At 60.1% G+C, this 26,593-nt stretch carries 28 protein-coding genes; 24 read left to right on the top strand and 4 right to left on the bottom strand.

The window, feature by feature from the left end:
• Window positions 1-253: 253 nt before the first annotated feature.
• From J5289_RS15080 to J5289_RS15055, 6 genes are all read left to right on the top strand, one after another.
• Window positions 254-1,156: a branched-chain amino acid ABC transporter permease gene (locus tag J5289_RS15080; protein ID WP_142823511.1), complete on the top strand. Its 903-nt coding sequence runs from the start codon at window positions 254-256 to the stop codon at window positions 1,154-1,156.
• A gap of 4 nt (window positions 1,157-1,160) precedes the next feature.
• Window positions 1,161-2,552: a high-affinity branched-chain amino acid ABC transporter permease LivM gene (gene livM, locus J5289_RS15075; RefSeq protein WP_142823510.1), complete on the top strand. Its 1,392-nt coding sequence runs from the start codon at window positions 1,161-1,163 to the stop codon at window positions 2,550-2,552.
• Entirely contained in the window at window positions 2,552-3,415 is an 864-nt protein-coding gene (locus J5289_RS15070; protein ID WP_142823509.1) for an ABC transporter ATP-binding protein, read from the top strand. The genes livM and J5289_RS15070 overlap by 1 nt, the downstream gene beginning before the upstream one ends.
• Before the next feature lies 1 nt (window position 3,416).
• The gene (locus J5289_RS15065; protein WP_142823508.1) at window positions 3,417-4,145 is read left to right on the top strand and encodes an ABC transporter ATP-binding protein; all 729 of its coding nucleotides are present in this window, start codon (window positions 3,417-3,419) and stop codon (window positions 4,143-4,145) included.
• A gap of 23 nt (window positions 4,146-4,168) precedes the next feature.
• Window positions 4,169-4,522: a DUF6867 family protein gene (locus J5289_RS15060; protein WP_209184467.1), complete on the top strand. Its 354-nt coding sequence runs from the start codon at window positions 4,169-4,171 to the stop codon at window positions 4,520-4,522.
• Between the two features lie 118 nt (window positions 4,523-4,640).
• Entirely contained in the window at window positions 4,641-5,765 is a 1,125-nt protein-coding gene (locus J5289_RS15055; protein ID WP_111222527.1) for a branched-chain amino acid ABC transporter substrate-binding protein, read from the top strand.
• Window position 5,766: 1 nt separating this feature from the next.
• Here the strand turns inward: J5289_RS15055 and J5289_RS15050 are convergent, their stop codons facing one another.
• Genes J5289_RS15050 through J5289_RS15040 form a run of 3 tightly spaced genes read right to left on the bottom strand, consistent with a single transcriptional unit; the run spans window position 5,767 to window position 10,720 of the window.
• Window positions 5,767-6,375, bottom strand: coding sequence for an AAA family ATPase (locus J5289_RS15050; RefSeq protein ID WP_209184466.1), 609 nt, complete (start codon window positions 6,373-6,375; stop codon window positions 5,767-5,769).
• A 42-nt stretch (window positions 6,376-6,417) separates the two neighbouring features.
• Window positions 6,418-7,341 (bottom strand): response regulator, encoded by a 924-nt coding sequence (locus J5289_RS15045; RefSeq protein ID WP_209184465.1) that lies wholly within the window; start codon window positions 7,339-7,341, stop codon window positions 6,418-6,420.
• Window positions 7,334-10,720 carry an ATP-binding protein gene (locus tag J5289_RS15040; RefSeq protein WP_209184464.1) on the bottom strand — a complete coding sequence of 1,129 codons (3,387 nt, stop codon included), beginning with the start codon at window positions 10,718-10,720 and terminating at the stop codon, window positions 7,334-7,336. Before J5289_RS15040 ends, J5289_RS15045 begins: the two co-directional genes overlap by 8 nt.
• 214 nt (window positions 10,721-10,934) lie before the next feature.
• Here J5289_RS15040 and urtA point away from each other — a divergent pair, with 214 nt between their 5' ends.
• The 18 genes from urtA to ureG all read left to right on the top strand — a co-directional run bounded on the left by urtA (window position 10,935) and on the right by ureG (window position 25,818).
• A complete protein-coding gene (urtA, locus tag J5289_RS15035) occupies window positions 10,935-12,230 on the top strand; it encodes an urea ABC transporter substrate-binding protein (RefSeq protein WP_209184463.1) in 1,296 nt (431 codons plus the stop codon).
• 113 nt (window positions 12,231-12,343) lie between these two features.
• Window positions 12,344-13,960, top strand: coding sequence for an urea ABC transporter permease subunit UrtB (urtB, locus tag J5289_RS15030; RefSeq protein WP_209187533.1), 1,617 nt, complete (start codon window positions 12,344-12,346; stop codon window positions 13,958-13,960).
• On the top strand, window positions 13,957-15,117 hold the full coding sequence (urtC, locus tag J5289_RS15025) for an urea ABC transporter permease subunit UrtC (protein ID WP_209184461.1): 1,161 nt from the start codon (window positions 13,957-13,959) through the stop codon (window positions 15,115-15,117). The genes urtB and urtC overlap by 4 nt, the downstream gene beginning before the upstream one ends.
• A 4-nt stretch (window positions 15,118-15,121) precedes the next feature.
• A complete protein-coding gene (urtD, locus tag J5289_RS15020) occupies window positions 15,122-15,877 on the top strand; it encodes an urea ABC transporter ATP-binding protein UrtD (protein WP_209206489.1) in 756 nt (251 codons plus the stop codon).
• Between the two features lie 193 nt (window positions 15,878-16,070).
• On the top strand, window positions 16,071-16,766 hold the full coding sequence (gene urtE, locus J5289_RS15015) for an urea ABC transporter ATP-binding subunit UrtE (RefSeq protein ID WP_142823500.1): 696 nt from the start codon (window positions 16,071-16,073) through the stop codon (window positions 16,764-16,766).
• A 103-nt stretch (window positions 16,767-16,869) separates the two neighbouring features.
• The gene (locus tag J5289_RS15010) at window positions 16,870-17,691 is read left to right on the top strand and encodes an urease accessory protein UreD (protein ID WP_209206490.1); all 822 of its coding nucleotides are present in this window, start codon (window positions 16,870-16,872) and stop codon (window positions 17,689-17,691) included.
• A 19-nt stretch (window positions 17,692-17,710) separates the two neighbouring features.
• Window positions 17,711-18,013 (top strand): urease subunit gamma, encoded by a 303-nt coding sequence (locus J5289_RS15005; protein ID WP_142823498.1) that lies wholly within the window; start codon window positions 17,711-17,713, stop codon window positions 18,011-18,013.
• Between the two features lie 6 nt (window positions 18,014-18,019).
• Window positions 18,020-18,274 (top strand): DUF1272 domain-containing protein, encoded by a 255-nt coding sequence (locus J5289_RS15000; protein WP_209184459.1) that lies wholly within the window; start codon window positions 18,020-18,022, stop codon window positions 18,272-18,274.
• 13 nt (window positions 18,275-18,287) lie between these two features.
• Window positions 18,288-18,593 (top strand): urease subunit beta, encoded by a 306-nt coding sequence (locus tag J5289_RS14995; protein WP_209184458.1) that lies wholly within the window; start codon window positions 18,288-18,290, stop codon window positions 18,591-18,593.
• A 24-nt stretch (window positions 18,594-18,617) separates the two neighbouring features.
• Window positions 18,618-19,034, top strand: coding sequence for a lysozyme inhibitor LprI family protein (locus J5289_RS14990; protein WP_209184457.1), 417 nt, complete (start codon window positions 18,618-18,620; stop codon window positions 19,032-19,034).
• Between the two features lie 133 nt (window positions 19,035-19,167).
• Window positions 19,168-20,880 carry an urease subunit alpha gene (ureC, locus tag J5289_RS14985; protein ID WP_111222539.1) on the top strand — a complete coding sequence of 571 codons (1,713 nt, stop codon included), beginning with the start codon at window positions 19,168-19,170 and terminating at the stop codon, window positions 20,878-20,880.
• 508 nt (window positions 20,881-21,388) lie between these two features.
• Window positions 21,389-21,643: a hypothetical protein gene (locus J5289_RS14980; protein ID WP_209184456.1), complete on the top strand. Its 255-nt coding sequence runs from the start codon at window positions 21,389-21,391 to the stop codon at window positions 21,641-21,643.
• A 35-nt stretch (window positions 21,644-21,678) separates the two neighbouring features.
• Window positions 21,679-21,963, top strand: coding sequence for a hypothetical protein (locus tag J5289_RS14975; RefSeq protein ID WP_209184455.1), 285 nt, complete (start codon window positions 21,679-21,681; stop codon window positions 21,961-21,963).
• 189 nt (window positions 21,964-22,152) lie between these two features.
• Window positions 22,153-22,692: a peroxiredoxin gene (locus tag J5289_RS14970; RefSeq protein ID WP_142823622.1), complete on the top strand. Its 540-nt coding sequence runs from the start codon at window positions 22,153-22,155 to the stop codon at window positions 22,690-22,692.
• A gap of 328 nt (window positions 22,693-23,020) precedes the next feature.
• Window positions 23,021-23,911 carry a GGDEF domain-containing protein gene (locus tag J5289_RS14965; protein ID WP_219276558.1) on the top strand — a complete coding sequence of 297 codons (891 nt, stop codon included), beginning with the start codon at window positions 23,021-23,023 and terminating at the stop codon, window positions 23,909-23,911.
• A 47-nt stretch (window positions 23,912-23,958) separates the two neighbouring features.
• On the top strand, window positions 23,959-24,423 hold the full coding sequence (ureE, locus tag J5289_RS14960) for an urease accessory protein UreE (RefSeq protein ID WP_209184453.1): 465 nt from the start codon (window positions 23,959-23,961) through the stop codon (window positions 24,421-24,423).
• Between the two features lie 5 nt (window positions 24,424-24,428).
• The gene (locus tag J5289_RS14955; protein ID WP_209184452.1) at window positions 24,429-25,097 is read left to right on the top strand and encodes an urease accessory protein UreF; all 669 of its coding nucleotides are present in this window, start codon (window positions 24,429-24,431) and stop codon (window positions 25,095-25,097) included.
• A 109-nt stretch (window positions 25,098-25,206) separates the two neighbouring features.
• Window positions 25,207-25,818, top strand: a complete 612-nt coding sequence (gene ureG / locus J5289_RS14950; protein ID WP_209184451.1) for an urease accessory protein UreG — start codon at window positions 25,207-25,209, stop codon at window positions 25,816-25,818.
• A 3-nt stretch (window positions 25,819-25,821) separates the two neighbouring features.
• Here the strand turns inward: ureG and J5289_RS14945 are convergent, their stop codons facing one another.
• Window positions 25,822-26,505, bottom strand: coding sequence for a Crp/Fnr family transcriptional regulator (locus tag J5289_RS14945; RefSeq protein ID WP_209184450.1), 684 nt, complete (start codon window positions 26,503-26,505; stop codon window positions 25,822-25,824).
• Window positions 26,506-26,593: the final 88 nt, after the last annotated feature.

Raw genomic sequence — 26,593 nt, 5'->3', positions numbered from 1 at the left:
TATTTTCAGCCTAAAATGCTTTTACGCGCACCAGTGGTTATTTTTCAGCCGGAGCGTGCTTTTTTTGACCATCCTGTGGATTAAAATGCGCCAATCCCTCATTTTCTGAAAAGAATTTATCAACGTACTGTATTTTTGTCTTCACATTCGCGCCGAAAGCGCTATGGATTTTGAGGAATGGATGCCTCTTTTGCAGGCAAACGTTAACCAATAAGAGACGCGAAAAAAATTCGCGTCCAGGGGAAAGAGATATATGGAGTACTTTATCCAGCAGCTCCTTAACGGGCTGACTCTTGGGTCCATCTATGGCCTCATCGCCATTGGCTATACGATGGTTTACGGCATTGTCGGCATGATCAATTTTGCCCACGGTGACGTCTTCATGCTGGGCGGGTTTGCTGCTCTCATCGTCTATCTGGTGCTGACATCGATCTTCATCGGGTTGCCGGTTGCCGTTATCCTTCTGATCATGATGGTCGTCGCCATGCTGGTCGTCAGCCTCTGGAATTGGGTCATCGAGCGCGTTGCCTACAGGCCATTGCGCGGATCGTTCAGGCTGGCGCCGCTGATCACCGCGATCGGAATGTCCATCACCCTGTCGAACTTCATCCAGGTTGCCCAGGGCCCGCGCAACAAGCCTATCCCCGCGCTTGTGCGTGACGTCTACACCATTGCCGGCATCTCCGTATCGCTGAAGCAGATCATCATCCTGATCATCACTGCGGTGTTGCTGGCTGTGTTCTGGTACATCGTCAAGTTCACAGCGCTCGGTCGTGCCCAGCGTGCCACCGAACAAGACCGCAAGATGGCCGCACTGCTTGGCATCAATGTCGATCAGACGATTTCCATCACCTTCATCATGGGCGCAGCGCTCGCTGCCGTCGCGGGTACCATGTACCTCATGTATTACGGTGTGGCCTCCTTCACCGATGGCTTCACCCCCGGCGTCAAGGCTTTCACCGCGGCGGTTCTCGGCGGGATCGGTTCCCTCCCGGGGGCGGTGCTTGGCGGGGTACTCATCGGCCTCATCGAGTCGCTATGGTCTGCCTACTTCACCATCGCATACAAAGACGTTGCAACCTTTGCGATCCTGGCCTTCGTGCTGATCTTCAAGCCGACTGGTATCCTCGGACGGCCTGAAGTCGAGAAGGTTTAATAACATGGCAAATGCGACCACCGATACCGGCAAGACCTCCTCGGGCCTGATCCGGAGAGGCCTCATCGAAGCCTTTTTTGCCGCCCTCATCTCGTTCGGCATGTTCGTTCTCTACATCGGCCTGAAAACCGACCAGAACATCCACAACGAGCTGATCATCGTCCAGCGTTGGGGCTTGCTGGCGATATTCGTCGCCATCGCCGCCGTTGGCCGCTTTGCCGTCATCGTCTTTCTCCGCCCGCACCTGGACGAGCGCAAGCTCAGCAAGGCGCGCGCCGGCGAACTCGCGATATCGACTGAAAAGACGTTTCTTCAAAAGCACTTTCTCAAGGCTGCCCTGGTTCTGATGATCCTCTATCCGATGATCGTCGTCGGCCTCGTGGGCGCGCAGGGCTCGCTGCTCTACGTCGATAACTTCGGCATCCAGATCCTTATCTACGTCATGCTAGCCTGGGGTCTCAACATCGTCGTCGGCCTTGCCGGACTGCTGGATCTTGGCTACGTGGCTTTCTACGCCGTTGGCGCCTATTCCTACGCGCTTCTCTCGACACATTTCGGCCTGTCATTCTGGCTGCTGCTGCCGCTGTCTGGTATCTTCGCTGCCTTGTGGGGCGTCATCCTCGGCTTCCCGGTGCTGCGCTTGCGCGGCGACTACCTCGCGATCGTCACGCTTGCCTTCGGTGAAATCATCCGCCTGGTGCTGATCAACTGGACTGAGGTTACCAAGGGCACGTTCGGTATCTCCGGTATCCCGAAGGCGACGCTGTTCGGCATCAAGTTCGACGCGACGTCGACCGGTTTTGCCAAGATGTTCGACCTGCCGATTTCGTCCGCCTATTACAAGATCTTCCTGTTCTACCTGATCCTGGCGCTCTGCATGCTGACCGCCTATGTCACCATCCGCCTGCGTCGCATGCCGATCGGCCGTGCCTGGGAAGCCTTGCGCGAAGACGAAATCGCCTGCCGCTCGCTCGGTATCAACACGGTGACGACAAAGCTGACGGCGTTTGCAACAGGCGCGATGTTCGGTGGCTTCGCCGGATCTTTCTTCGCCGCCCGCCAAGGCTTCGTCTCGCCGGAATCCTTCGTGTTCCTGGAATCGGCCGTCATCCTTGCCATCGTCGTCCTCGGCGGCATGGGATCGCTGACCGGAATTGCCATCGCTGCCGTCGTCATGGTCGGCGGCACGGAAATCCTGCGCGAACTCGACTTCCTGAAAGCGATCTTCGGTCCCGATTTCACCCCTGAACTCTACCGCATGCTGCTGTTCGGGCTGGCCATGGTGATCGTGATGCTCTTCAAGCCACGCGGCTTTGTCGGGTCTCGCTCGCCGACGGCCTTCCTGAAAGAAAGCAAGTCAGTTTCCGGCAGCTTTACCAAGGAGGGACACGGCTGATGAACACCCTGTCCAGCGAAACGCTTCTCAAGGTCGAGCACCTGTCGATGAAGTTCGGCGGCCTGATGGCCATCAACGACTTCTCCTTCGAGGCCAAGCGCGGCAATATCACAGCACTGATCGGCCCCAACGGTGCAGGCAAGACCACCGTGTTCAACTGCATCACCGGTTTCTACAAGCCGACGATGGGGATGATCACCATGAACCAGAAGAGCGGGAAGACCTTCCAGCTCGAGCGGTTGCCGGATTTCCGCATCACCCGCGAAGCCAAGGTCGCCCGCACATTCCAGAATATCAGGTTGTTTTCCGGCCTGACCGTGCTGGAAAACCTGCTGGTGGCGCAGCACAACAAGCTGATGAAGGCTTCCGGCTACACGATCCTCGGCCTGCTCGGCATCGGCGGATACAGCCGGGAAGCCAAGAAGGCGATCGAACTGGCCCGCTTCTGGCTGGAGAAGGCCGATCTGATCGAACGCGCCGACGATCCTGCCGGCGATCTGCCCTATGGCGCCCAGCGTCGTCTGGAAATCGCCCGTGCTATGTGCACAGAGCCGGAGCTGCTTTGCCTCGATGAACCGGCAGCAGGCTTGAACCCGCGGGAATCGGCGGTGCTGAACGCATTGCTGCGTGCCATCCGCGCCGAAACCGGGACGTCGATCCTGCTGATCGAGCATGACATGTCCGTGGTGATGGAGATCTCCGACCACGTCATCGTTCTCGAATATGGCCAGAAGATTTCCGACGGCACGCCTGACCACGTCAAGAACGACCCGAGGGTGATTGCCGCCTATCTCGGCGTCGAGGACGACGAAGTGGAAGACGTGATCGCCGAAGTCGAGCACCTCGAAGGGGGCGCCCAGTAACATGACAACCCAACCCTTGCTTCACGTCCAGAACGTCGAAACCTACTATGGCAATATCCGCGCGCTCGCCGGCGTCGATGTTTACGTCAACAGCGGCGAAATCGTCAGCCTGATCGGTGCCAACGGTGCCGGCAAATCGACGCTGATGATGACCATCTGCGGCAGTCCGCAGGCGCGCTCCGGCTCGATCATCTACGAAGGCCGCGACATCACGAAGCTGCCGATGCACGAGATCGCCCGGCTGCGCATCGCCCAGTCACCGGAAGGTCGTCGCATCTTTCCGCGCATGACAGTCATGGAAAACCTCCAGATGGGCGCAGGCCTGGACGATCTCAAATACTTTAAGGAAGACGTCGAGAAGATCTTCACGATGTTCCCACGCCTCAAGGAGCGCCATGCGCAGCGCGGCGGGACACTGTCGGGTGGCGAGCAGCAGATGTTGTCTATCGGCCGCGCGCTGATGGCCCGCCCGAAGCTGCTGTTGCTGGACGAACCGTCGCTCGGTCTCGCACCGCTGATCGTCAAGGGCATCTTCGAGACGATCAAGCAGCTGAACGAGAAGGAAGGCCTGACGGTTTTCCTCGTCGAACAGAACGCATTCGCAGCCCTGAAGCTTTCGCATCGGGCCTATGTGATGGTCAACGGCAAGGTGACGATGAGCGGCTCCGGCAGGGAACTGCTTGCCAATCCGGAAGTCCGCGCGGCCTATCTCGAAGGCGGCCGGCATTAGGCCGACAGAAGGGGAGCTTTAATATGCAGGGACTTTTCTTCGAGCCCGACACCGGCGTGCGGATGATCATCCGGGGCCTCGTCTTGCTGCTCGGCCTGTGGACCGCGTCGCGGGCCGGCAAGGCTGTTGCCGAGAACTGGGATGGCTACGGCCTGGTCATCGCCTATACGTTTCTTCTGGCGTGGGTGATGCAGTTCCTGCACCATGCGCTCTTCGATGGGCCCATGCTCAGCGCCTTGTATTTCGGCATCGATTTCGTTGTCCTCCTGATCGTTTCGATGGCCGGTTTCCGCTATCGCCGCACCAATCAGATGGTCAACAACTATTACTGGCTGTACGAACGGACTTCCGCGTTTTCGTGGAAGGACAAACATTGACAGCCCGTTGAAACTGGGCATGAATTGCCTGGAGTGGAACAGCTTCCCCGACGCGGACAATGGTGGGTAATGCGTTGGGTTCTTGACCGGTCCCCGCCCAAAAATTGGGAGTAATAATATGAAGAAATCTCTTCTTTCGGCAGTGGCTCTGACGGCGCTCGTCGCTTTCAGCGGTACTGCATGGGCCGATATCATCATTGGCGTCGGTGGTCCCCTGACCGGTCCGAACGCAGCCTTCGGTGCACAGCTCCAGAAGGGTGCCGAACAGGCCGCAGCAGACATCAATGCTGCCGGCGGCATCAATGGCGAAAAGATCAAGATCGAACTCGGCGACGACGTTTCCGACCCGAAGCAGGGCATCTCGGTTGCCAACAAGTTCGTTGCCGATGGCGTCAAGTACGTCGTTGGTCACTTCAACTCGGGCGTTTCCATCCCGGCATCGGAAGTCTATGCCGAAAACGGCATTCTCGAAATCACGCCTGCCGCGACCAACCCGACCTTCACGGAACGCGGCCTGTGGAACACCTTCCGTACCTGCGGTCGTGACGACCAGCAGGGCGGCGTTGCCGGCGCCTATCTCGCTGCCCATTTCAAGGACAAGAAGATCGCCATCATTCACGACAAGACCCCATACGGTCAGGGTCTCGCCGATGAAACCAAGAAGGCGTTGAACACCGCCGGCATGACGGAAGTCATGTACGAAGGCATCAACGTAGGCGACAAGGACTTCTCGGCCCTCATCGCCAAGATGAAGGAAGCCGGCGTCTCGATCATCTATTGGGGTGGCCTGCACACGGAAGCCGGCCTGATCATTCGCCAGGCTGCCGACCAGGGCGTCAAGGCTACACTCGTTTCGGGCGACGGTATCGTTTCGAACGAACTGGCTTCGATCGCTGGCGACGCCGTCATCGGCACGCTGAACACCTTCGGTCCCGATCCGACACTGAACCCGGCCAACAAGGACCTCGTTGCGAAGTTCAAGGCTGCCGGCTTCAACCCGGAAGCATACACGCTGTATTCGTATGCTGCCGTTCAGACGATCGCTGCCGCTGCCAAGGCTGCTGCTTCGGTTGACGCTGAAACCGTTGCCAAGGCCATGCACGAAAAGGGTCCGTTCTCGACCGTTCTCGGCGATATCTCGTTTGACGCCAAGGGCGACCCGAAGATCCCGGGCTACATCATGTACGAATGGAAGAAGGGTCCTGACGGCAAGATCAGCTACTTCCCGCAGGACGTGAAGTAACTCATTTTCTGTCGTTGATTTTGGGAAGGCCCGGCTCGTCCGGGCCTTTTCCGTTATCGACCGGAGACGTCGTGTCGCCGAATGGCGACAGCGTTTCCAACACGAAGCGGACACGCTCTGTCACAGACAATCTCGGCAGGACGACGACTTCATATCCGAGCCTCGAATAAGCAATCAGAAGGCGCTCGTATTCCCGCACTGCATCGTCAAACGCATGGCGGCGGTCAGCATCGGTCTGAAAGATTTCTTGCCACGGAGGCGTCAGGAAAACCTGATGGTGGTAGCGCCAGCCGTCGATGAGTGGCAAAAGCGTATTTTCGTCAGTCGCGTATGCCAGCGCTGTGGCGGCATCCACAAGACCACGGTCGAAGAACACCCAGCCTTCAAGTTGGCTGGCAGTGTTCCAGTCGCTCCTGGCCATCACCAAGGCGCGCCGCGCAAATGCTGCGAGATCGACCCAGGGCAGGGCTTTGCCCTCGCCCTGTCGCTCCTCGGCGACTATCTTCCGGCCTGGCTCCTCAATAACACTGTGGCCGAGACGCTTCAGTTCGGCGAGTAGGGTTGATTTGCCGCCGCCTGAGCAGCCGGAGAGAACGACACGGTAGTTCATCGTGCTGGTCCTTGCTTGCAAAATGGAGGATCGATTGCGTCGCTACATCTCGCGCAGCACATGGGCGGCCTTGACGGCTGCCGAGGCGCGGTTCTCGACGCCGAGCTTGACGTAGATCTGCTCCAGATGCTTGTTCACCGTGCGGGCGGAAAGGCCGAGGATTTCGCCGATATCGCGGTTGGCCTTGCCTTTGGCGATCCACAGCAGCACTTCGGATTCGCGCTGGGTGAGGGAAAAATGCTGACGCAGCACGCTGTCGTCGGCATGTTGCCGTGCAGCGGTCAGCCGGAACAGGTGCTCGTCGGGACCAATCGTGCCGAGAAAAGCCAGTTGCAGCGCTGCATGGCCGTTGGGGCTGATGGACAGAACGTTGTCACGAGTGGGAAGGGTGCGCCCGCCTTTTCGCATGAAGCCGCTGATTTCAGCCACGACAAGCTCAAGGCCATCGTCGCTGCCGGTGGCGGCATTGACCAATCGCGTTGCCTGCGGAGTCGACCAGTGGATGCTGCCATCGCCTCTGACGGCGAGCAGGTGACGGCCGGCGGCATCGAGCGCCACCCTTGCACTTTGCGCCGAGCGGGCATTGCGCAGATGAACGCGGATGCGGGCGCGCAACTCGTCGATATTGATCGGCTTGGTAAGATAATCGACGCCACCGGATTCCAGCGCGTGGACGACATGCTCGGTCTCGGTCAGCCCCGTCATGAAGATCACCGGCACCTGCGAAATGCCGGAATTCGCCTTCAGCCGGCGGCAGGTTTCGAAACCGTCCATATCGGGCATCACGGCATCAAGCAGGATAAGGTCGGGCGTGATACGCTCGACGATGGAGAGCGCCGCCGGACCGGAAGTGGCGATCAGAACGGAAAAGCCCGATTGTTCGAGGGCGTCGGTCAGAAATCCGAGGGCTTCCGGCGAGTCATCCACGAGCAGAACGATGTCGCGGGGCAGGGCGGGTTCAGCCAATCGGTTCTACCTTTTCGATGTCGAATTCACGCAGGAATGCCAGAAAGCCGGTCAGATCGAAGGCCTGAACATAGACCCGCAGCGCATCGATGAAAGGCTGGTTCTCGGGCAGCCTGGCGAGATCTGTAAGCTTTGCCTCAATGCCCCTGATATAGCCGATTTCGGCAAGGCTTATCAACTCTCCGATATGATCGAGGCCGGGGCTCTTCATCGGCAGCGGTGCCTTGATGGCAGGGACTGCAACGGTGTCGGCATAGATCCATTTGAGGCCGAGATGCAGCGCCAGCCGGTCGCGCAATTGCCGGATATCGACTGGCTTGCTGATGGCGTCGTCGTGGCCGCTGCTGTTTTCGCGACCGGCGGTTCCATCGCCTATATTGGCCGAGAGCATAAGGATCGGTCCCGCCTGTCCGCTTTCGCGCAGCCTTGCTACCAGTTGCCAGCCGTTCATGCCGGGCATCGAGATGTCGACAAGGAAAAGATCGGGCTTGATGCCTTCGATCAGTGTCAGGCAATCCGGGCCGCTGACGGCGGTCAGGACAACGAAATCGAGCGGCACCAATATCTCGCGCATCATCTCCCGGTGATCCTCGTTGTCATCGACGACAACGATTGTCCGCCTCGAGCCGTCATAGCCGACGATCTTGCGCTCCTGCGGCACGGGCTTCATCTGCCGCTGCACGGCGGACAGCATCAGCCGCACCTTGAAGGTCGAGCCGACATCCTTTTCGCTGGTCACCGAAATCTCGCCGCCCAGGGTGTTGGTGAGGAGCTGGGTGATGGTCAGGCCGAGGCCGAGGCCCGGCATCGGCCGGACGGTTTCGGCCTCGCCACGCTGGAACGGCTCGTAGATGCGTCCGAGATCCTTCTCGGCGATGCCGCGTCCCGTGTCGGACAGCGAGAATGTCGCCACCTGGCTACGATAGCCGACGTCGAAGCGCACCGTTCCCCGGTCGGTGAATTTTATGGCGTTGGACAGCAGGTTGACGAGGATCTGCCGCAGCCGCTTCTCGTCGGTGCGGACGTAATCCGGCAGGGAGGCGGCGCGCTCATGGATGAAGGTGAGGCCTTTTGCCTGTGCCTGCGGCCGAAACATGTCGATGATCTGGTCGAGGAAATCGCGGATGTTGATCTCGTTCGAATAGACCTGCAGGCGACCGGCCTCGATTTTCGAAATATCGAGCAGTCCGTCGATCAGCCCCGACAGGTGCTCTGCGCTGCGGCGGATGACCCGGATCGAGGATTGGCGCGGAGCCGGTATCGTTTCGTCGCGCTCGAGGATCTGGGCATAGCCGAGCACGGCGTTGAGCGGTGTGCGCAATTCGTGGCTGAGGCCAACGACATAGCGGCTCTTGGCGCGGTTGGCGCTTTCAGCTGTTTCCTTGGCGGACTGTAGCGCCGCGTCGGTCTTCTTGTGGGCGGCGATCTCCTTCAGCAGCAGCGTATTCTGCCGCGAGGACTCTTCTTCAGCAACGACGCGGCTGTCATGGGCCAGCACGTAGAACCAGCAGACGATGCCAGCGATAACGGCGAAGACGAAGAAGACGATCAGGATGGTGCGGTTGACCACTTCGGCCGTCTCCGGCGAGGCGGAGGATACCTGGTGGGCGATGAGGGCGAGGATGACGCCGACGGCGCTGAGCGCGAGTACAACGGCGATGCCGTAGCGCCCAAGCCTCGTGGTGAGCTTGGCGATGACCGTCGCCGGCAGCACGGCGCGGGCGACGGTGCCGATCTGGGCGTTGAGGTTGGCGTTCGGCTTGCACATGTCGTGACAGCGGCTGTCGAGCGAGCAGCAAAGCGAACAGATCGGCGCCGCGTAGGCGGGGCACCAGGCCATGTCCTCCGGCTCGAACGGGTGCTCGCAGATCGAGCAGGTGATATCGGTGAGGTTCTTCCAGCTCTGGCGCGGTTTGCGCGCGAGGTAGAACTTGCCCTTGGTGGCCCAGGCGATGGCAGGCGAGGCGACCAGCGCTACGATCAGGGTGATGTAGGGGGCAAGCGATGCGGCGACCGCGCCGAACAGGCCGAAATGCGCCGTCAGTGCGATGCCGGCCGACAGGGTCATGGCGCCAAGGCCGACCGGGTTGATGTCGTAGAGATGGGCGCGCTTGAACTCGATGCCTTCTGGGGCGAGGCCGAGCGGCTTGTTGATGAACAGGTCCGCCGAAATCGTGCAGAGCCAGGCCATGGAGATGATCGAGAAGATGCCGAGCGTCTCTTCCAGCAGCCGGTAAATGCCAAGCTCCATCAGTAGCAGCGCGATGGCGACGTTGAACACCAGCCAGATGACGCGGCCGGGATGGCTATGGGTCAGGCGCGAGAAGAAATTCGACCAGGCCAGCGAGCCGGCATAGGCGTTCATGACGTTGATCTTCAGCTGCGAGACCATCACGAAGGCGACCATCAGCAGCAACGCTGCATTGTGCCAGGGGATCATGTAGCCAAATGCTGTGAGATACATCTGGGCCGGGTCGGCTGCACGGTCGGGCGGCACGCCGGCGCTTAGCGTCAGCACGACAAGGAACGAGCCGGCCAGCAGCTTCGGCGCGCCTATGATCACCCAGCCGGGACCGGCAAGAAAGATCGCCAGCCGGTGGCGAAGCTTGCGATGGCCTTCCGGCGGCAGGAAGCGCAGAAAATCTGCCTGTTCGCCGATCTGCGAAATCAGCGCGAGGATGACAGCCGAGGCAGCGCCGAAATCGATCAGGTTGAAGGGCGCAAGGGCGCCCGAAGAGGATGGCCGGTCGAGGCCGGCAAAGGCCCGCCAAATATCGAACTTTTCCCAGTCGGAAAAGGCGATGAACACGAAGGGAAGGACATTCAGGACGATCCAGAAGGGCTGGGTCAGAAGCTGGAAGCGGCTGATCAGGCGGACCCCGTGAGTGACCAGCGGAATGACCATGCAGGCGCTGATGATATAACCGATCCACAGCGGGATCCCGAGCGTCAGCTCCAGCGCACCGGACATGATCGACGCCTCGATGGCAAACAGCATGAAGGTGAAGCTGGCATAGATCAGCGAGGTCACGGTCGAGCCGATGTATCCGAAGCTGGCACCACGGGTCAGGAGGTCGATATCGACACCGTGGCGGATGGCATAGCGACTGATCGGCAGGCCGACGCCAAGCATCACCAGACTGGCGACGATGATTGCATAGAAGGCGTTGGTGGTGCCGTATGACAGCGTAATGGCGCCGCCGATTGCCTCCAGCGCCAGGAACGAGATGGCGCCGATGGCCGTCTGCGAAATCCGCGCCGAGGAGAATTGCCGGGCGCTCTTGGCGGTAAAGCGCAGGGCGTAGTCTTCCAGCGTCTGGTTGGCGACCCAGCGATTATATTCGCGCCTGACGGGGATGATGCGTTGGCGTGCGGCCATGCCTTTGTCGACGTCCTCTGCGATTTGCTGTGAGGATAGCTAACACGGTTCATCGCTGGCCTTAAAGCGGCGCGACGCAAAGGATGCACGTTTCGCCCACCGCCTACGTCAAATTGCGTATACGGTTTTCTCCCGCGCCAAACCATAGTCCCTCAAGCAACAGTTAACGGCGGGTTTTCGCCGGTGTTGTCGAATTCGAAGAGGGGATAAAACAATGAATTTCAAGAACTACGTCACGGGTGCCGTTATCGGTACCGTCCTGTCGACGTCGGCTTTGTTCAACGGCGCCGCCTATGCTGCGGACGACACGATCAAGGTCGGCATTCTTCATTCGCTTTCCGGCACCATGGCCATCTCCGAGACCACTCTCAAGGATGCCATGCTGATGCTCATCGACGAGCAGAACAAGAAGGGTGGCCTTCTCGGCAAGAAGCTCGAAGCCGTCGTTGTCGATCCCGCCTCCGATTGGCCGCTGTTTGCCGAAAAGGCCCGCGAACTGATCCAGAAGGACAAGGTTTCGGCCGTATTCGGTTGCTGGACATCCTCGTCCCGCAAGTCGGTTCTGCCTGTATTCGAGGAGCTGAACTCGCTGCTGTTCTACCCGGTTCAGTATGAAGGCGAAGAATCCTCGCGCAACATCATCTACACAGGCGCCGCGCCTAACCAGCAGGCGATCCCGGCCGTCGATTACCTGATGCAGAAGGAAGGCGTAAAGCGCTTCGTTCTCGAAGGCACCGACTACGTGTATCCGCGCACCACCAACAAGATTCTTGAGGCTTACCTGATTTCGAAGGGTATTCCGAAAGAAGACATCATGACCAACTACACGCCGTTCGGCTTCTCCGATTGGCAGACTGAAGTCTCCAAGATCAAGGATTTCGGTTCGGCCGGCAAGAAGACCGCCGTCGTCTCGACGATCAACGGCGACGCCAACGTGCCGTTCTACAAGGAACTCGGCAACAAGGGCATCAAGGCCACCGACATCCCGGTCATCGCCTTCTCGGTCGGCGAAGAAGAATTGGCCGGTCTCGACACCAAGCCACTGGTCGGCCATCTCGCTGCCTGGAACTACTTCGAATCCGTTGAAACGCCTGCCAACAAGGCTTTCATCAAGCAGTGGCATGCCTATACCAAGAACGACAAGCGCGTCACCAACGACCCGATGGAAGCGGCCTATATCGGCTTCAACGCCTGGGTTAAGGCTGTTCAGGCTGCCGGCTCCACCGACACCGACAAGGTGCTCGACACGATCATCGGCACCACCGTGCCGAACCTGTCCGGCGGCTATGCGACCGTCATGCCGAACCACCACATCACCAAGCCAGTGCTGATCGGTGAAATCCAGGGCAACGGCCAGTTCGACATCGTCCAGCAGACGCCTGCTGTCGTTGGCGACGAATGGTCGGACTACCTGCCCGACTCCAAGGACCTGATCTCCGATTGGCGCAAGCCAATGTCCTGCGGCAACTTCAACGTCGCTACCGGCAAGTGCGGCGGCAAGGGCATGTAATTCGATCGCCTGATCGACGACCGCAATCACTTCCGTCCGGTTATTCCGGGCGGAAGCACCGTCCTTCCAGGCTGCGCCGGAAGGCTCCCACGATAACCGAGGCAAAAGAGCCGATGTATCGCGCCATCAAGATTTTCCTTGTGACCCTCTGCCTCGCCATGCCGGCTTTTGCGACGGTGCTGAAGGCCGAGGACACCATTCACCCGCTGATCGATGCACTCGGCGTCGGCGATTTTCCGGAACGCGAAGCGGCGATCAAGGCGCTGGTTGCCTCCAAGGACCCGCATGTCGGCAAGATCCTGCAGGAACTGGGCGACGGCCTGCTGTTCGTCAACCAGGATGGCGGCCCGGTACTTTTGCAGGGTGGCACCGACGATGCGCCGACCTTTGCCGATCCGCTCACCGGCGAGGCTGTGGCCGACGTCGATCCGGACACGATGGTCAAGGTCAAGGTCAACAATTCGCTGCGCGGCGTAATCAGCGCCGCCATCGGCCAACTGACATTGCTGAGCCCGGATCGCGGCGCCCGCCTGGCGGCAGCCGAGGGCATGTTGAAGGACGCCGACCCTAGCAATATCGATCTGCTCAATTCCGCGCTTGCCGAGGAAAAAGATCCGCAGGTCAAGAAGACCATGGAAGCGGCGCGCGCTGTCGTGCTTTTGAAGACCGACGCCAGCCCGGCCGACAAGAAGGCTGCCATCGACATGATCGCCGCCCGTGGGGACCGCGATGCGCTGACCATCCTGACGGCAGCGATGCAGACGGCATCGGCCGACCTGCAGCCTGCCATCCAAAAGGATATGGATGCGATCAAGGATACCCTGGCGCTTTGGGATGTCGCGCAGAACATCTGGTACGGCCTGTCGCTGAGCTCGGTTCTGATGCTGGCTGCCATCGGCCTCTCCATCACTTTCGGCGTCATGGGCGTCGTCAACATGGCGCATGGTGAAATGGTCATGCTCGGTGCCTACACGACCTATGTCGTGCAGGAGGCCATTACCCGATATGCGCCGGGACTTGCGGACTATTCCCTGGCCTTTGCCGTGCCCGCCGCCTTCCTGTTCACCGGCGCCGTCGGCTTCTTGATCGAGCGCACGGTCATCCGCTTCCTCTACAAGCGGCCGCTGGAAACATTGCTCGCCACCTGGGGGATCTCGCTCATCCTGCAGCAGACGGTGCGATCGATCTTCGGTCCGACCAACCGGGAAGTCCGCAATCCAAACTGGATGTCCGGCTCGTTCGACCTCGGCGGCCTCGATATCACCTGGAACCGGCTCTGGATTATCGCCTTTGCGCTGGTCGTCTTTGTCGCCCTGTTGCTGCTGCTGAAGCGCTCATCGTTCGGGCTGCAGATGCGGGCGGTAACGCAGAACCGGCGCATGGCGTCCTCGATGGGTATCCGCACCGCCTGGGTCGATGCCTTCACCTTCGCGCTTGGCTCGGGCGTTGCAGGCATGGCTGGCGTCGCGCTCAGTCAGATCGATAATGTCTCGCCCAATCTCGGCCAGGCCTACATTATCGACAGCTTCATGGTCGTCGTCTTCGGCGGTGTCGGCAGTCTCTGGGGAACACTGGTAGGCGCCATGTCGCTCGGCATCCTCAACAAGTTCCTCGAGCCCTATGCCGGCGCCGTGCTCGGCAAGATCCTGGTGCTCGTCCTCATCATCCTGTTCATCCAGAAGCGACCGCGTGGGCTCTTCGCACTCAAAGGAAGGGCGGTGGAAGCATGATAACGGCCTTCCTGCTCCGGTCTCTCGACCGCAAGATCATCATTGCAATCCTGCTGCTGATTGCAGTGGCAATCCTCGTCCCGGCCTCCAACCTCCTGACGAGCCCGCAGAGCGCATTGCATGTGCCGACCTACATCATGTCGCTGTTCGGCAAATACCTGACCTACGCGCTACTGGCGCTGGCGCTCGATCTCGTCTGGGGTTTTTGCGGCATCCTGTCTCTCGGTCACGGCGCCTTCTTTGCGCTCGGCGGCTATGCCATGGGCATGTACCTGATGCGCCAGATCGGTGCCCGCGGCTCCTATGGCAACGCGATCCTACCCGATTTCATGGTGTTCCTGAACTACAAGGCGCTGCCGTGGTTCTGGTACGGGTTCGACCATTTCTGGTTTGCAGCCCTGATGGTGCTGCTGGTGCCGGGGCTGCTCGCCTACGTATTCGGCTGGTTTGCCTTCCGCTCGCGCGTCAACGGCGTCTATCTCTCGATCATCACGCAGGCGATGACCTACGCGCTGCTGCTGGCCTTCTTCCGCAACGACATGGGTTTCGGCGGCAATAACGGCCTCACCGACTTCAAGGAAATCCTCGGCTACAACATTCAGGCCGACGGCACCCGTGCGGCGCTGTTCGCGCTGACCGCGCTGTTTCTGGCGCTGGCCCTGCTGATCGCGTCGGGTATCGTGCGCTCCAAGTTCGGCAAGGTGCTGGTCGGTGTGCGCGATGCCGAAAGCCGGACCCGCTTCCTCGGCTACCGAGTCGAGAACATCAAGCTGTTCACCTTCGTTGTCTCGGCGATGATGGCCGGCATTGCCGGTGCACTCTACGTGCCGCAGGTCGGCATCATCAACCCCGGCGAATTCGCACCGGCCAACTCTATCGAAGTGGTCATCTGGACGGCTGTCGGCGGACGAGGCACGCTGATCGGCCCGATCATCGGGGCGATCCTCGTCAACGGCGGCAAGACTATCTTTACCGGACTATTCCCCGAGGTGTGGTTGTTTGCGCTCGGCGGGCTATTCGTCGCCGTGACGCTGTTCCTGCCACGTGGCGTGGTCGGCACGATTGCCCATTACGGTACCGGCGGCGGCAGGTCGCGGCGGGCGTCCGCGGCGGCTGAAAAAGGCGAGAGCGACGAACCCATTCAGGCGGCGGAGTAAGAGCATGATCACTGACGGCAAACCGACAAGCATGCTCTACCTCAACAACGTGTCTGTCTCCTTCGACGGGTTCAAGGCGCTGAATTCGCTGTCGATGGTCATCGAGCCCGGCGAACTCAGGGCGATCATCGGCCCGAACGGCGCCGGCAAGACGACGATGATGGACATCATCACCGGCAAGACCAAGCCTGACTCAGGCGAGGTGTTCTTCAACGGCGCCGTCGATCTCACCAAGAAGGACGAGGCCGACATCGCATTGCTCGGTATCGGACGGAAATTCCAGAAGCCGACGGTATTCGAGAGCCATACGGTCTGGGACAATCTGGAACTGGCACTGAACCGCAGTCGCGGCGTGTTCGCGACGCTGTTCTACAGGATGACCCCGACCGACCGCGCCCGCATCGACGAGATCCTCGATACCGTCCGGCTGCACCATCGGCGCGACGAGCTGGCGGCCAACCTCAGCCATGGCCAGAAGCAGTGGCTTGAGATCGGCATGCTGCTGGCGCAGGAGCCGAAGCTGCTGCTGGTCGACGAACCCGTTGCCGGCATGACGGACGCGGAGACGGCGGAAACGGCGATCCTGCTGAAGGAGATCGCTAAGACCCGTTCGGTGGTTGTCGTCGAGCACGACATGGGCTTCACCCGCGACCTCGGGGTCAAGGTGACGTGCCTCGCGGAAGGCTCCGTGCTGGCCGAAGGCTCGATCGATTTCGTCAGCAGAGATCCGAAGGTGATCGAGAATTATCTGGGGCGGTGATGAACGGCATGATCCACAGTCTGGGGTGGGCTTACCCCCCTCTGTCAGCTTCGCTGACATCTCCCCCACAAGGGGGGAGATCCTTCTTTTCCCTTTCTGGCCAAAAGGTCTCGGCTGATCTCCCCCCTTGTGGGGGAGATGTCCCGGAGGGACAGAGGGGGGCGCCCGCCCCGATGAATGAGGAACCCGCACCATGCTGACCGTCGAAAACGCAAATCTCCATTACGGCGCCGCCCAGGCACTCCGGGGCATTTCGATCAAGGCGGAGATGGGGAAGATCACCTGCGTGCTGGGGCGCAACGGCGTCGGCAAGAGTTCGCTGCTGCGGGCTGTCACCGGCCAGCATGCGCTGAGTGCCGGCAGCATCAGCTTCAACGATCATAAGCTCGACGGCCTGGCGCCCTATGCGCGGGCCAAGCAGGGTATCGGCTATGTGCCGCAGGGGCGCGAGATATTCCCGCTGCTGACGGTGAAGGAAAATCTGGAGACCGGCTTTGCGCCGCTGGCGCGCCGCGACCGGACCGTGCCGGACGACATTTTTCAATTGTTTCCAGTGCTGAAATCCATGTTGTCGCGGCGCGGCGGCGATCTCTCGGGCGGACAGCAGCAGCAGTTAGCCATCGGCCGGGCGCTGGTGACGCGGCCGAAGATCCTCGTGCTTGACGAGCCGACGGAAGGTATCCAGCCCTCGATCATCAAGGACATCGGCCGTGCCATCCAGTATCTGCGGGATTCGACCGGGATGGCGATCCTGCTGGTCGAGCAGTATCTCGATTTCTGCCGGGAGCTTGCCGACTATGTCTACATCATGGACCGCGGCGAGATCGTTCATGAAGGGTTGGCCGAAACGCTGGATAAGCCGGAAGCCCGACGCCACCTGACGGTCTGATGGAAGCTTCTCAGAAATACGGCGAAACGAAAAAGAGCTTGCATTCAGACGCTTGCGAGGTTGAATGGCGGCTATTGTGTAAGTTTACCGCAAGGATCGCATAATGACGATGATGGCAGCGAGCACCAGGCCGCAAAGGGCCGAGGGACGCGGCCACCTGGCGGCGAAGTGGCTCGACGGACGTACCCGGCTTGCCGAATTCTTCCAGGAAGGCGCTGCCAAGATACGGCTGCCAGACACCTTCGACAGCTCGATGGAAGCCGTCATCATCAACACGGCGGGCGGGCTGACCGGTGGCGACCGCATGGACTGGAGCGTCACGGCGGCGGCGCAGACGCGGATCGACGTGACGACCCAGGCCTGCGAGAAGATCTACAAGGCATCCGCCGGTATTGCCGAAATCAGGACGAGGATCGAGGTCGGCGCCCGAGCGCGGGTCGACTGGTTGCCGCAGGAAACGATCCTCTTCGACCGCGCTGCGCTGTCGCGCACGCTCGATGTCGACCTCGACGGGACGGCGGAATTCCTCGCTGTCGAAGCCGTATTGCTGGGCCGCAAGGCGATGGGCGAGGCGATGCTGACCGGACTTTTCCGCGACCGCTGGCGCATTCGTCGCGACGGCAAGCTGACCCATGCCGAGGACTTGCGGTTCGACGGCGATGTCGCGGCACTGACTGCCGAGCGGGCGGTGCTGGGCGGGCAGGTTGCCTTCGTCACGGTTCTGTACGCAGGCCCTTCGGCGGAGCGCTATCTCTCGACCGTTCGGCCGATGCTGGAGGGGCGCAACGGCGGCGTCAGCCACTGGAACGGCAAGCTGGTGATCCGGCTTGCGGCGGCAGATGGCTTTGCGTTGAGAAAAATCCTCATCCCGATCATTTCGGCCTTGCGCAATGGCGCGCCAGTGCCGAAAGTCTGGAATCTCTAGTTCAAGCGATAGGCAGACGATGAACCTCACTCCGAGAGAAAAAGACAAGCTGTTGATTTCCATGGCGGCGATGGTGGCGCGCCGGCGGCTGGAGCGCGGCGTCAAGCTCAACTATCCCGAGGCCATCGCGCTGATCAGCGACTTCGTCGTCGAGGGCGCGCGCGACGGCCGGTCCGTTGCCGACCTGATGTCGGCCGGTGCAAATGTCATCAGCCGCGACCAGGTGATGGAAGGCATCGCCGAGATGATCCACGATGTGCAGGTCGAGGCGACCTTCCCTGACGGCACGAAGCTCGTCACCGTCCACGAACCTATCCGGTAGACTGTCATGCTCGAGCTCAGGCCCAATTGCGAATGCTGCGACCGCGACCTGCCGGCGGATAGCCTCGCGGCGATGATGTGCAGCTTCGAATGCACCTATTGCGCCGATTGCGCCACCGGCACGCTCTCCGGCATATGCCCGAACTGCGGTGGCGAACTGGTCCGTCGCCCAGTGCGGCCGGCCGCCAAGCTTGCGGCCAATCCGGCCTCGACGAAACGTATCTTGAAGGCCGGGGGCTGCATGCCCGCTGAAGCCGCATGAGGAGGAACATCCGATGATCCCCGGTGAAATCATTGCCGCCAGCGGCGATATCGAACTGAACTCCGGCGCCCCGACGATCTCGATCGATGTCTCCAATACCGGCGACAGGCCCGTGCAGGTCGGCAGCCACTATCATTTCGCCGAGACAAACGGCGGGCTCGCCTTCGACCGCGAGCAGGCGAGGGGCATGCGGCTCGATATTCCAGCCGGGACGGCCGTGCGGTTCGAGCCGGGCCAGACACGCTCGGTGACGCTCATTCCCTTGTCCGGCAAGCGCGAGGTCTACGGTTTTCGCCAGCTGGTCATGGGCAAGCTCTGATACCACCGCAACCGAGGACTTCAGATGCGTTTTAACCTGATGATGGCTGCGGCAGGCATGATGATGGCGATGGCCCATGGTGTGGCAATGGCCGATGAAACGCCGGACTGCAGCAAGGCCGAAACGCAAATGGATATGAACATCTGCGCGGAACAGGATTTCGATACCGCGGATGCGGAGCTCAACACGCAATACAAGAAGACCCGGGCATCCCTGCAGGCAGTCGATGCCGATCTCGAGGCAGACATGAAGGGTGCTGAAAAGGCACTGCTTGCCGGACAGCGCGGCTGGATCGCCTACCGGGACGGTCACTGCGACGCGGAGGGCTTCCAGGCGCGCGGCGGATCGATGGAGCCAATGCTCGTATCAAGTTGCAAGGCGACGATGACCCGGCTGCGGACGAAGGAACTGAAGGAAATGGCGGAAGGCTTGGGAAATTGAGCTTCGTCGAACGATGCCGCCGGGCCCGCTGGTGTCCCCGGATGGCACGGTAACACATCGACCGACAGCGACGACCTAGACAGGGCATAAGCCAGAGACACGCAACTATCCGAGCTCCAGAGGTAAAAAGACGATGGCCTACAAGATCTCCCGCGCCGCCTATGCCAACATGTTCGGGCCGACCACCGGCGACAAAGTGCGGCTTGCCGACACCGAACTGTTTATCGAGGTCGAAAAGGATTTCACCACCTATGGCGAAGAGGTGAAGTTCGGCGGTGGCAAGGTCATCCGCGACGGCATGGGGCAGAGCCAGGTGACGCGCGCCGACGGTGCCGTCGATACGGTCATCACCAATGCACTGATCATCGACACCTGGGGCATCGTCAAGGCCGATATCGGCCTCAAGGATGGACGCATCGTGGCCATCGGCAAGGCTGGTAATCCCGATATGCAGCCTGGTGTCAACATCATCGTCGGACCGGGCACGGAGGCGATTGCCGCCGAAGGCAAGATCATCACCGCCGGCGGCATGGACAGCCACATCCACTTCATCGCGCCGCAGCAGATCGAGGAAGCGCTGATGTCCGGCATCACCTGTATGCTTGGCGGCGGCACCGGCCCGGCGCACGGTACGCTTGCCACGACCTGCACGCCCGGTCCCTGGCACATCGCGCGGATGATCGAGGCTGCCGACGCATTTCCAATGAACCTCGCCTTTGCCGGCAAGGGCAATGCCTCGCTGCCTGGCGCGCTCGAGGAAATGGTACTGGGCGGCGCCTGTGCGCTGAAGCTGCACGAAGACTGGGGTACGACGCCGGCAGCCATCGACTGCTGCCTGACGGTTGCAGACGAATACGACGTGCAGGTGATGATCCACACGGACACGCTGAACGAAAGCGGCTTTGTCGAGGATACCATCGGATCGATCAAGGGCCGGACGATCCACGCCTTCCATACCGAGGGTGCGGGCGGCGGGCATGCGCCTGACATCATCAAGATCTGCGGCCAGCCGAACGTCATTCCGTCGTCGACGAACCCGACCCGGCCTTACACCGTCAACACGATTGCCGAGCATCTCGACATGCTGATGGTCTGCCATCACCTGTCGTCATCTATCCCGGAAGACATTGCCTTTGCTGAGAGCCGCATCCGCAAGGAAACCATTGCGGCGGAAGACATCCTGCACGACATCGGCGCCTTTTCGATCATCTCCTCGGACAGCCAGGCCATGGGCCGCGTCGGCGAGGTGGCCATCCGCACTTGGCAGACAGCCGACAAGATGAAGCGCCAGCGCGGCAGGCTGGCGCAGGAAATCGGTGAAAACGACAATTTCCGGGTCAAGCGCTATATTGCCAAATACACCATCAATCCGGCGATTGCGCAGGGGTTGAGCCACGAGATTGGCTCGATCGAAGTCGGCAAGCGCGCCGACCTTGTGATGTGGAGCCCGGCGTTTTTCGGCGTCAAGCCGGACATGGTCATCATCGGCGGCACGATTGCAGCGGCACCCATGGGCGATCCGAATGCCTCGATCCCGACCCCGCAGCCGGTGCACTACCGACCGATGTTCGGCGCCTTCGGCAAAAGCCTGACGAATTCCTCGGTGACCTTCGTGTCGCAGGCGTCGCTGGATGCCGGACTTCAGGACAGGCTGGGCGTCGCCAAGAAGCTTGTTGCCGTCAAGAACACCCGCGGCGGCATCTCCAAGGCATCGATGATCCACAACGACCTATTGCCTCATATCGAGGTCGATCCGGAAACCTACGAGGTGCGGGCGGACGGCGAGCTTCTCACCTGCGAGCCGGCGACGGTGCTGCCGATGGCGCAGCGCTACTTCTTGTTCTAGGCTACAAACATATCGGCCCGCCAGCATCGCAAATGGATGCTGGCGGGCCTTGTCTTTCAACGAAAGCGTATACCGGCTATCAGCCGAGGCTGTCTCCGAACATCGATGGATGCACGGCGTTCTTCGCCAGCAGTTCGGCACGTCGACGGCGTCTGCCAACGACGTTTGCACGACAGATCGCGCGCCTGACTATCTTGGCGCTTAAAAGAGTTTTGATATTGAGCATGTGATTTGCGTATACTTTTATTCCGAGGAGGCCGCGTGTACGCCGCGCGGGGCATTGTCACAATACCTTCATATTTCACTGCAGCCATGCAAAATGCGTGGGTTGACGATTGCAAACCCGGGCGGGGCTGGGTGGACAGTGCAATAACGACGCGAATTACGGCTGCTTCGTTAAGTATTTCCGCATGCGCCTCGCTGTCTGTCGCTTAAGTCGCCCGTCGCGGGAACTTATGGAGCGCTCAACCATTTCGCCAGCAAACACACCAACCCTGGCGAGTTCACCATGAATACATTTTCGAAAACGACCGTTGTCATCCTGGGTCTCCTGGCGGCTGTAACGACCGTCGGCGTGTACGGGGCTTCCGCTGGCGGTAGTGTTGCGCTGGAACGGCCGACGACAGCTCAGGCCGACACAAGCCTGTCCGGCAACGAAGCCCGACCCAGTAGGGTGGTGCGTATCGTCGGTCCGCAGTTCTTTCCCGACAACGGCGATATCAAGCTGCACGGCGCAGGCGGCAAATCCAATCGCCAAAAATAATACCCGGAACTGCCGGCCAAGAGAGAGGCGAAGTCATGACGCTGTCGTTGAGAGACGGTTTCCCACCCTTTCTGTCGGATGAGAACGGCCATATCTCGGTCTGCGACGAAAGCCAGAATTGGCTGGTAATTGTCACCCGCGAGGCGCTCGAAGATGTCGCCGAGCCTGCGGATGCATCCCTTTCGCGGTTGCTTGAATATCAGTCCCTGTTTCTCGAGGTTGCAGCCTTCAAGCTGGAGCATGGCCGCGCCGGCGACGAGGACACGATCTGGATCCAGACGGACGATCTAAGGGAATGGCAGTCTCTCCAGGCATCCTGACGCCGTCACAGCCTATCCATTGACAAGCAGGCCATGCGCTTCCCGCATGACTGTCATGCGGGCCTGTGGACTCCAATTTTTATGCTGCACTGCCGCAATTTCTTCGCTACGGAGGGGTATTCAATCGGGTCAGCAGATTTTCTCCCAAGACTTGCTGCTGACCCATCCTTCGAAGGAGAGATGATTATGATGATCGGGAAAAAAGTACCCTCCGTCACCTTCCGCACCCGCGTTCGCGATGAATCTGTTGGCGGCTCCAACCCCTTCCGCTGGCAGGACGTGACATCGGCCGACTATTTCGCCGGCAAGCGCGTCATCGTGTTTTCCCTGCCGGGTGCGTTCACGCCGACCTGCTCGACCTTCCAGCTTCCTGATTTCGAAAAGTTGTACGGTGAGTTCAAGGCAGCGGGAATCGACGATATCTATTGCATCTCGGTCAACGACGCATTTGTCATGAATGCCTGGGGCAAGTCGCAGAACCTCGTCAACATCAAGCTTATTCCAGACGGTTCCGGCGAGTTTACGCGCAAGATGGGCATGCTCGTCTGCAAGGACAATGTCGGCTTTGGCATGCGCTCCTGGCGCTATGCTGCCGTTATCAATGACGGTGTCGTCGAGCAGTGGTTTGAAGAAGAGGGCTACTCGGATAACGCCGAGAACGATCCCTATGGCATTTCTTCGCCGCAGAACATCCTGGAGAACCTCAAGTCGCTTCAGGTTGCTGCCTAACAAAAAATATCCTGTCTTGATTGAGCCCCGACTTCGGGGCTCAATTCGTTTACCAGGGATATTGTAGCGGTAAATACTTTGCGTGGTTTTGAGGCGATTGCGTGCCGTAGCGAGACAGAATTCCGGCATGGATTTGGCGGCACGTAACCTTCGGCAATTATTGCGTTTCTGTCTAAATTAGAACATTATAATCAAATGCTTATGGTTTGTTAGCTGGTCGTTCACAACTTATCGATAGGCCGCATTCTATCGATTTCCTTAACACTCTGGAATGAGAACGGCGGCTATCCCAAATGCGGGTGTCGCGGGAGTTGGGAGGGCGGTTTGCATGTCTAGATGGATACCGCTACAGGTCGAGCTCGGTAACTTTCATCAACGCCGGACGATCTATATCTTCGCCTTAAAGGCGAGTTTTCTATCGGTTCTCCTCTCGCTCATGGTGGTCGTGACGGCCTTGCCGGTGATGTCGTGGCTCGGCATTTTGCGGCTGCCGCTGGCGGACTGCATCCGGCTTGGCATCATGCTCTCCTGGCTGATCAGGGGGACCGTGTCCGCCATTCTCGCGGTCCTGACGGGCTATTCGATCCATGAAATTTCGGTGTCGCGCGCCGAGTTCGAACGCTTGAGCCGCACCGACACGCTTTCCGGATTGTTCAACCGTCGCGCCTTCGCCGAATCCATGGCGGGCGCGGATAAAGATGCATCGCTGGTCATCTTCGATGTCGACCGCTTCAAGTCGGTCAACGACCGCTATGGTCACGCCGCCGGTGATGCCGTTATCGTTGCGATCTCCGGGGTGTTGTCGAAAATTTTCAGCGAGCAGGCCGTGGTCGGTCGTCTCGGGGGCGAGGAGTTCGGTGTTCTGCTATCCGGAGGCAGTGCCGAAGATCGTATTGCGCGGATCGAAGCTGCGAAGGTCATAGTCTGCAACACCAGTATTTTGATCGATTGTGGCGCGATCTCCGTCACCATCTCGGCGGGTATTGCCGACTTCACCCCGGGGCGCAGTCCGGAGGCTGTCTATGCGGCTGCCGACAACGCGCTTTATCTCGCGAAGGCCCTGGGCCGAAACCGGGTCGTGCATGAAAACGAGAGACCCCACACCGTCGTGCACTGTTCCAGTTTGCTCGATCCCGACATGACATATATGACCGCAATGCCTCGGCCCGGGTTTGGCGCCTGGGAAACCAAACGTCGCGTTCGCATTCCTGTTGCATAGACGATGACTATTTTGCATGGTCACGCTTCACAGAAACGGAACCTTCCATGCAACGCATCACCTCCTATCTTCCGGCTGGCACCCCATCTTCCCATCCGATCGAAAAGGTCGTCCTGCCGCATGATTTGCGCCATCTTCGCCGCAAGCTTCTGCATCTGGAGAGCGGCGACATGGTCATGCTCGACCTCAAGGAAGCGGTTCTGCTGGCACACGGCGATCTTCTGGTGCGCGAGGACGGCGAACTCATCGAGATCGTTGCTGCGCCGGAGAAGCTGTTCGAGATCAAGCCGCGCAACCGGTTGCATCTGATCGAGCTCGCCTGGCACCTCGGCAACCGGCATCTGCCGGCACAAATCGAGGAAGATCGTATCCTCATCCTGCGCGATCACGTCATTCGATCGATGCTCGAAGGCCTGGGTGCCGATGTTGCCGATGTCACCGAGCCTTTCCAGCCGGCGCGCGGCGCCTACCATTCGCATGGTCACGACCACGGCCATCCGGCACACGACTGACCGTCATGGGTGACGTCAGTCAAACAACTGCCCTGCTGCGGCTGATGGCCTGGCTTTCGCCGGCTTTCCCGATCGGCTCGTTTGCCTATTCCGGAGGTCTCGAAAGAGCGGTGCACGACGGACTGGTGACCAATGTCCAGGATCTCGATGCATGGTTATCCTCGGTCCTTACCCATGGTGCTGTTTGGAACGATGCGGTGTTGATGGCGGAGGCGCATACTTCGGCATCTGATCCCGAGCGGCTTACTGCCTGCGCCGAACTCGCAGAAGCTTTGGCCGGTTCGCGGGAGCGGCATCAGGAGACAATGCTACTGGGGGAAGCTTTCTTGGCGGCTGCGAGCGCATGGCCACAGATGCCGATGCTGGTTCCCGAGAGGCTTGCCTACCCCGTTGCCGTCGGCGCGGTTGCCGCAGCCCATGGGATCGGGGCACGTGACGCGATCGCGGCCTATTTGCACGCTTTCGTATCGCAGGGCGTCTCGGCGTCCATCCGGCTCAGTGTCTGTGGCCAGCGGGACGGCGTCGAGGTGCTTGCGGGGCTTGAAGCCATGGTTGCGACTACCGCCGCCAAAGCAGCGTTTTCCACCTTGGACGATCTGGGTTCGGCCGCTGTTCAGGCGGACATCGTTGCGCTCAGACACGAAACGCAACGGGTGAGGTTGTTCCGCTCGTGATCGCCGTTTTACCACTCCCATCCCGGCGGGGCGGGCTGCGGATACGTCATTTGCCTCTATCCGCCACCGTCGCGTTTCACTATCCTGATGTTTTATCGGAGTTCGAACCATGAAATCCAGAAACGGTCCCCTGCGCGTCGGTATCGGCGGTCCTGTTGGCTCCGGCAAGACGGCGCTGACGGAGAAGCTGTGCAAGGCATTGCGCGACGAGTATTCCGTCGCCGTCGTCACCAACGACATCTACACGACTGAAGATGCCGAGGCACTGGTACGGATGCAGGCGTTGCCGTCCGATCGTATCGTCGGCGTGGAGACCGGCGGTTGTCCGCACACCGCCATCCGCGAGGATGCAACCATCAACCTGCAGGCGATAGCCGGACTGAATGCGCGGATTCCGGATCTCGATATCGTCTTCATCGAATCCGGTGGCGACAACCTTGCCGCAACGTTCTCTCCGGATCTTGCCGACATCACCATCTATGTGATCTCGGTCTGCCAGGGCGAGGAAATCCCGCGCAAGGGTGGGCCCGGCATTACGAAATCGGACATGCTGGTCATCAACAAGAAAGACCTTGCGCCGCATGTCGGTGCCGATCTCGAGGTCATGGACCGCGACGCAACTCGCATGCGGGCCGATCTGCCCTTCGTTTTCTCAGACATGAAGCGCGGCGACGGTGTCGGCACAATCGTCGATTTCCTCAAGCTCCACGGCGGGCTTTGAAGCTCAGACGTTTCGAAGCGCTTCCGGATCCTTGATCTCGATCAGGCGGCCGTGGACTGTAACGCCGGAGCTTCTGAGGGTCGAGAACGCCCGCGACAGGGCTTCCGGCGCGAGGCCCAGTTTTCCTGCCAGCAGGCTTTTGGGGAAGGGAAGGCGGAGCTGGGCGGCTTCGCCGCTGCCGGCGCAGGCATTCAGCAAATAGTTGGCGACCCTCTGCGGGGCCGTCTGCAGCCTGTCATTGGCGATGCAATCGATGCTGTCTAGAAAGTGGCTCGATATGACGCTCACCATCGCCTTGTCGATCGCGCAATAGCGCTCCGCAAGACGCCGCACGGAGTGCGTCTCGAACCGGCAGAGGAGCGTCGTGTCCGTCGCCTGGGCATTGTAGCGGTATCCGCCCTCTGCATAGAGTACGCACTCCGCAAAGGTGTCTCCTGGGCCGCAAAGGCGGATATCCGCCTCCCTGCCGTCCTTGTTCAGGCGGTAGAGGCGAACATAGCCGCTCAGCACGCAGTAGAAGAATTCCGACGGCTCATTTTGGCGGAAGATAATATCGCGCGCTTCGCAGTGCACGGCTGAGGCGCTCTCGACCAGCTGGTCCGAGGCTTCTCCGATCAGCGAACTTATAAACGGCATTGTTCGGAGAAGCGACTTCTCACGCTCGCCCATCGGCAGCAGACTGCTCATGCACGAAGCCCTCCAAGAATATAATGTTCATTATAGCCACCCGAGGCTTTCACCAACTTGACCTGGATCAAGGATGCCCCTGTCGGCC

Source organism: Rhizobium sp. B230/85 (assembly GCF_019355735.1).
GTDB classification, from domain to species: Bacteria; Pseudomonadota; Alphaproteobacteria; order Rhizobiales; family Rhizobiaceae; genus Rhizobium; species Rhizobium rhododendri.
This window is presented reverse-complemented; position numbering and strand designations above follow the sequence as displayed.

Excerpts from the sequence above, each read along its gene's own strand:
- J5289_RS15080 (WP_142823511.1), top strand. The coding sequence starts at position 254 with ATGGAGTACTTTATCCAGCAGCTCCTTAACGGGCTGACTCTTGGGTCC.
- J5289_RS15005 (WP_142823498.1), top strand. The coding sequence starts at position 17,711 with ATGAACCTCACTCCGAGAGAAAAAGACAAGCTGTTGATTTCCATGGCG.
- ureE (WP_209184453.1), top strand. The coding sequence starts at position 23,959 with ATGCAACGCATCACCTCCTATCTTCCGGCTGGCACCCCATCTTCCCAT.
- urtE (WP_142823500.1), top strand. The coding sequence starts at position 16,071 with ATGCTGACCGTCGAAAACGCAAATCTCCATTACGGCGCCGCCCAGGCA.
- J5289_RS14980 (WP_209184456.1), top strand. The coding sequence starts at position 21,389 with ATGAATACATTTTCGAAAACGACCGTTGTCATCCTGGGTCTCCTGGCG.
- urtA (WP_209184463.1), top strand. The coding sequence starts at position 10,935 with ATGAATTTCAAGAACTACGTCACGGGTGCCGTTATCGGTACCGTCCTG.
- J5289_RS14965 (WP_219276558.1), top strand. The coding sequence starts at position 23,021 with ATGTCTAGATGGATACCGCTACAGGTCGAGCTCGGTAACTTTCATCAA.
- ureC (WP_111222539.1), top strand. The coding sequence starts at position 19,168 with ATGGCCTACAAGATCTCCCGCGCCGCCTATGCCAACATGTTCGGGCCG.
- urtB (WP_209187533.1), top strand. The coding sequence starts at position 12,344 with ATGTATCGCGCCATCAAGATTTTCCTTGTGACCCTCTGCCTCGCCATG.
- J5289_RS15010 (WP_209206490.1), top strand. The coding sequence starts at position 16,870 with ATGACGATGATGGCAGCGAGCACCAGGCCGCAAAGGGCCGAGGGACGC.
- J5289_RS15055 (WP_111222527.1), top strand. The coding sequence starts at position 4,641 with ATGAAGAAATCTCTTCTTTCGGCAGTGGCTCTGACGGCGCTCGTCGCT.
- J5289_RS14970 (WP_142823622.1), top strand. The coding sequence starts at position 22,153 with ATGATCGGGAAAAAAGTACCCTCCGTCACCTTCCGCACCCGCGTTCGC.
- J5289_RS15040 (WP_209184464.1), bottom strand. The coding sequence starts at position 10,720 with ATGGCCGCACGCCAACGCATCATCCCCGTCAGGCGCGAATATAATCGC.
- urtD (WP_209206489.1), top strand. The coding sequence starts at position 15,122 with ATGATCACTGACGGCAAACCGACAAGCATGCTCTACCTCAACAACGTG.
- J5289_RS14955 (WP_209184452.1), top strand. The coding sequence starts at position 24,429 with ATGGGTGACGTCAGTCAAACAACTGCCCTGCTGCGGCTGATGGCCTGG.
- J5289_RS14975 (WP_209184455.1), top strand. The coding sequence starts at position 21,679 with ATGACGCTGTCGTTGAGAGACGGTTTCCCACCCTTTCTGTCGGATGAG.
- J5289_RS14990 (WP_209184457.1), top strand. The coding sequence starts at position 18,618 with ATGCGTTTTAACCTGATGATGGCTGCGGCAGGCATGATGATGGCGATG.
- J5289_RS15070 (WP_142823509.1), top strand. The coding sequence starts at position 2,552 with ATGAACACCCTGTCCAGCGAAACGCTTCTCAAGGTCGAGCACCTGTCG.
- ureG (WP_209184451.1), top strand. The coding sequence starts at position 25,207 with ATGAAATCCAGAAACGGTCCCCTGCGCGTCGGTATCGGCGGTCCTGTT.
- J5289_RS15000 (WP_209184459.1), top strand. The coding sequence starts at position 18,020 with ATGCTCGAGCTCAGGCCCAATTGCGAATGCTGCGACCGCGACCTGCCG.
- livM (WP_142823510.1), top strand. The coding sequence starts at position 1,161 with ATGGCAAATGCGACCACCGATACCGGCAAGACCTCCTCGGGCCTGATC.
- J5289_RS15060 (WP_209184467.1), top strand. The coding sequence starts at position 4,169 with ATGCAGGGACTTTTCTTCGAGCCCGACACCGGCGTGCGGATGATCATC.
- urtC (WP_209184461.1), top strand. The coding sequence starts at position 13,957 with ATGATAACGGCCTTCCTGCTCCGGTCTCTCGACCGCAAGATCATCATT.
- J5289_RS15065 (WP_142823508.1), top strand. The coding sequence starts at position 3,417 with ATGACAACCCAACCCTTGCTTCACGTCCAGAACGTCGAAACCTACTAT.
- J5289_RS15050 (WP_209184466.1), bottom strand. The coding sequence starts at position 6,375 with ATGAACTACCGTGTCGTTCTCTCCGGCTGCTCAGGCGGCGGCAAATCA.
- J5289_RS14995 (WP_209184458.1), top strand. The coding sequence starts at position 18,288 with ATGATCCCCGGTGAAATCATTGCCGCCAGCGGCGATATCGAACTGAAC.
- J5289_RS14945 (WP_209184450.1), bottom strand. The coding sequence starts at position 26,505 with ATGAGCAGTCTGCTGCCGATGGGCGAGCGTGAGAAGTCGCTTCTCCGA.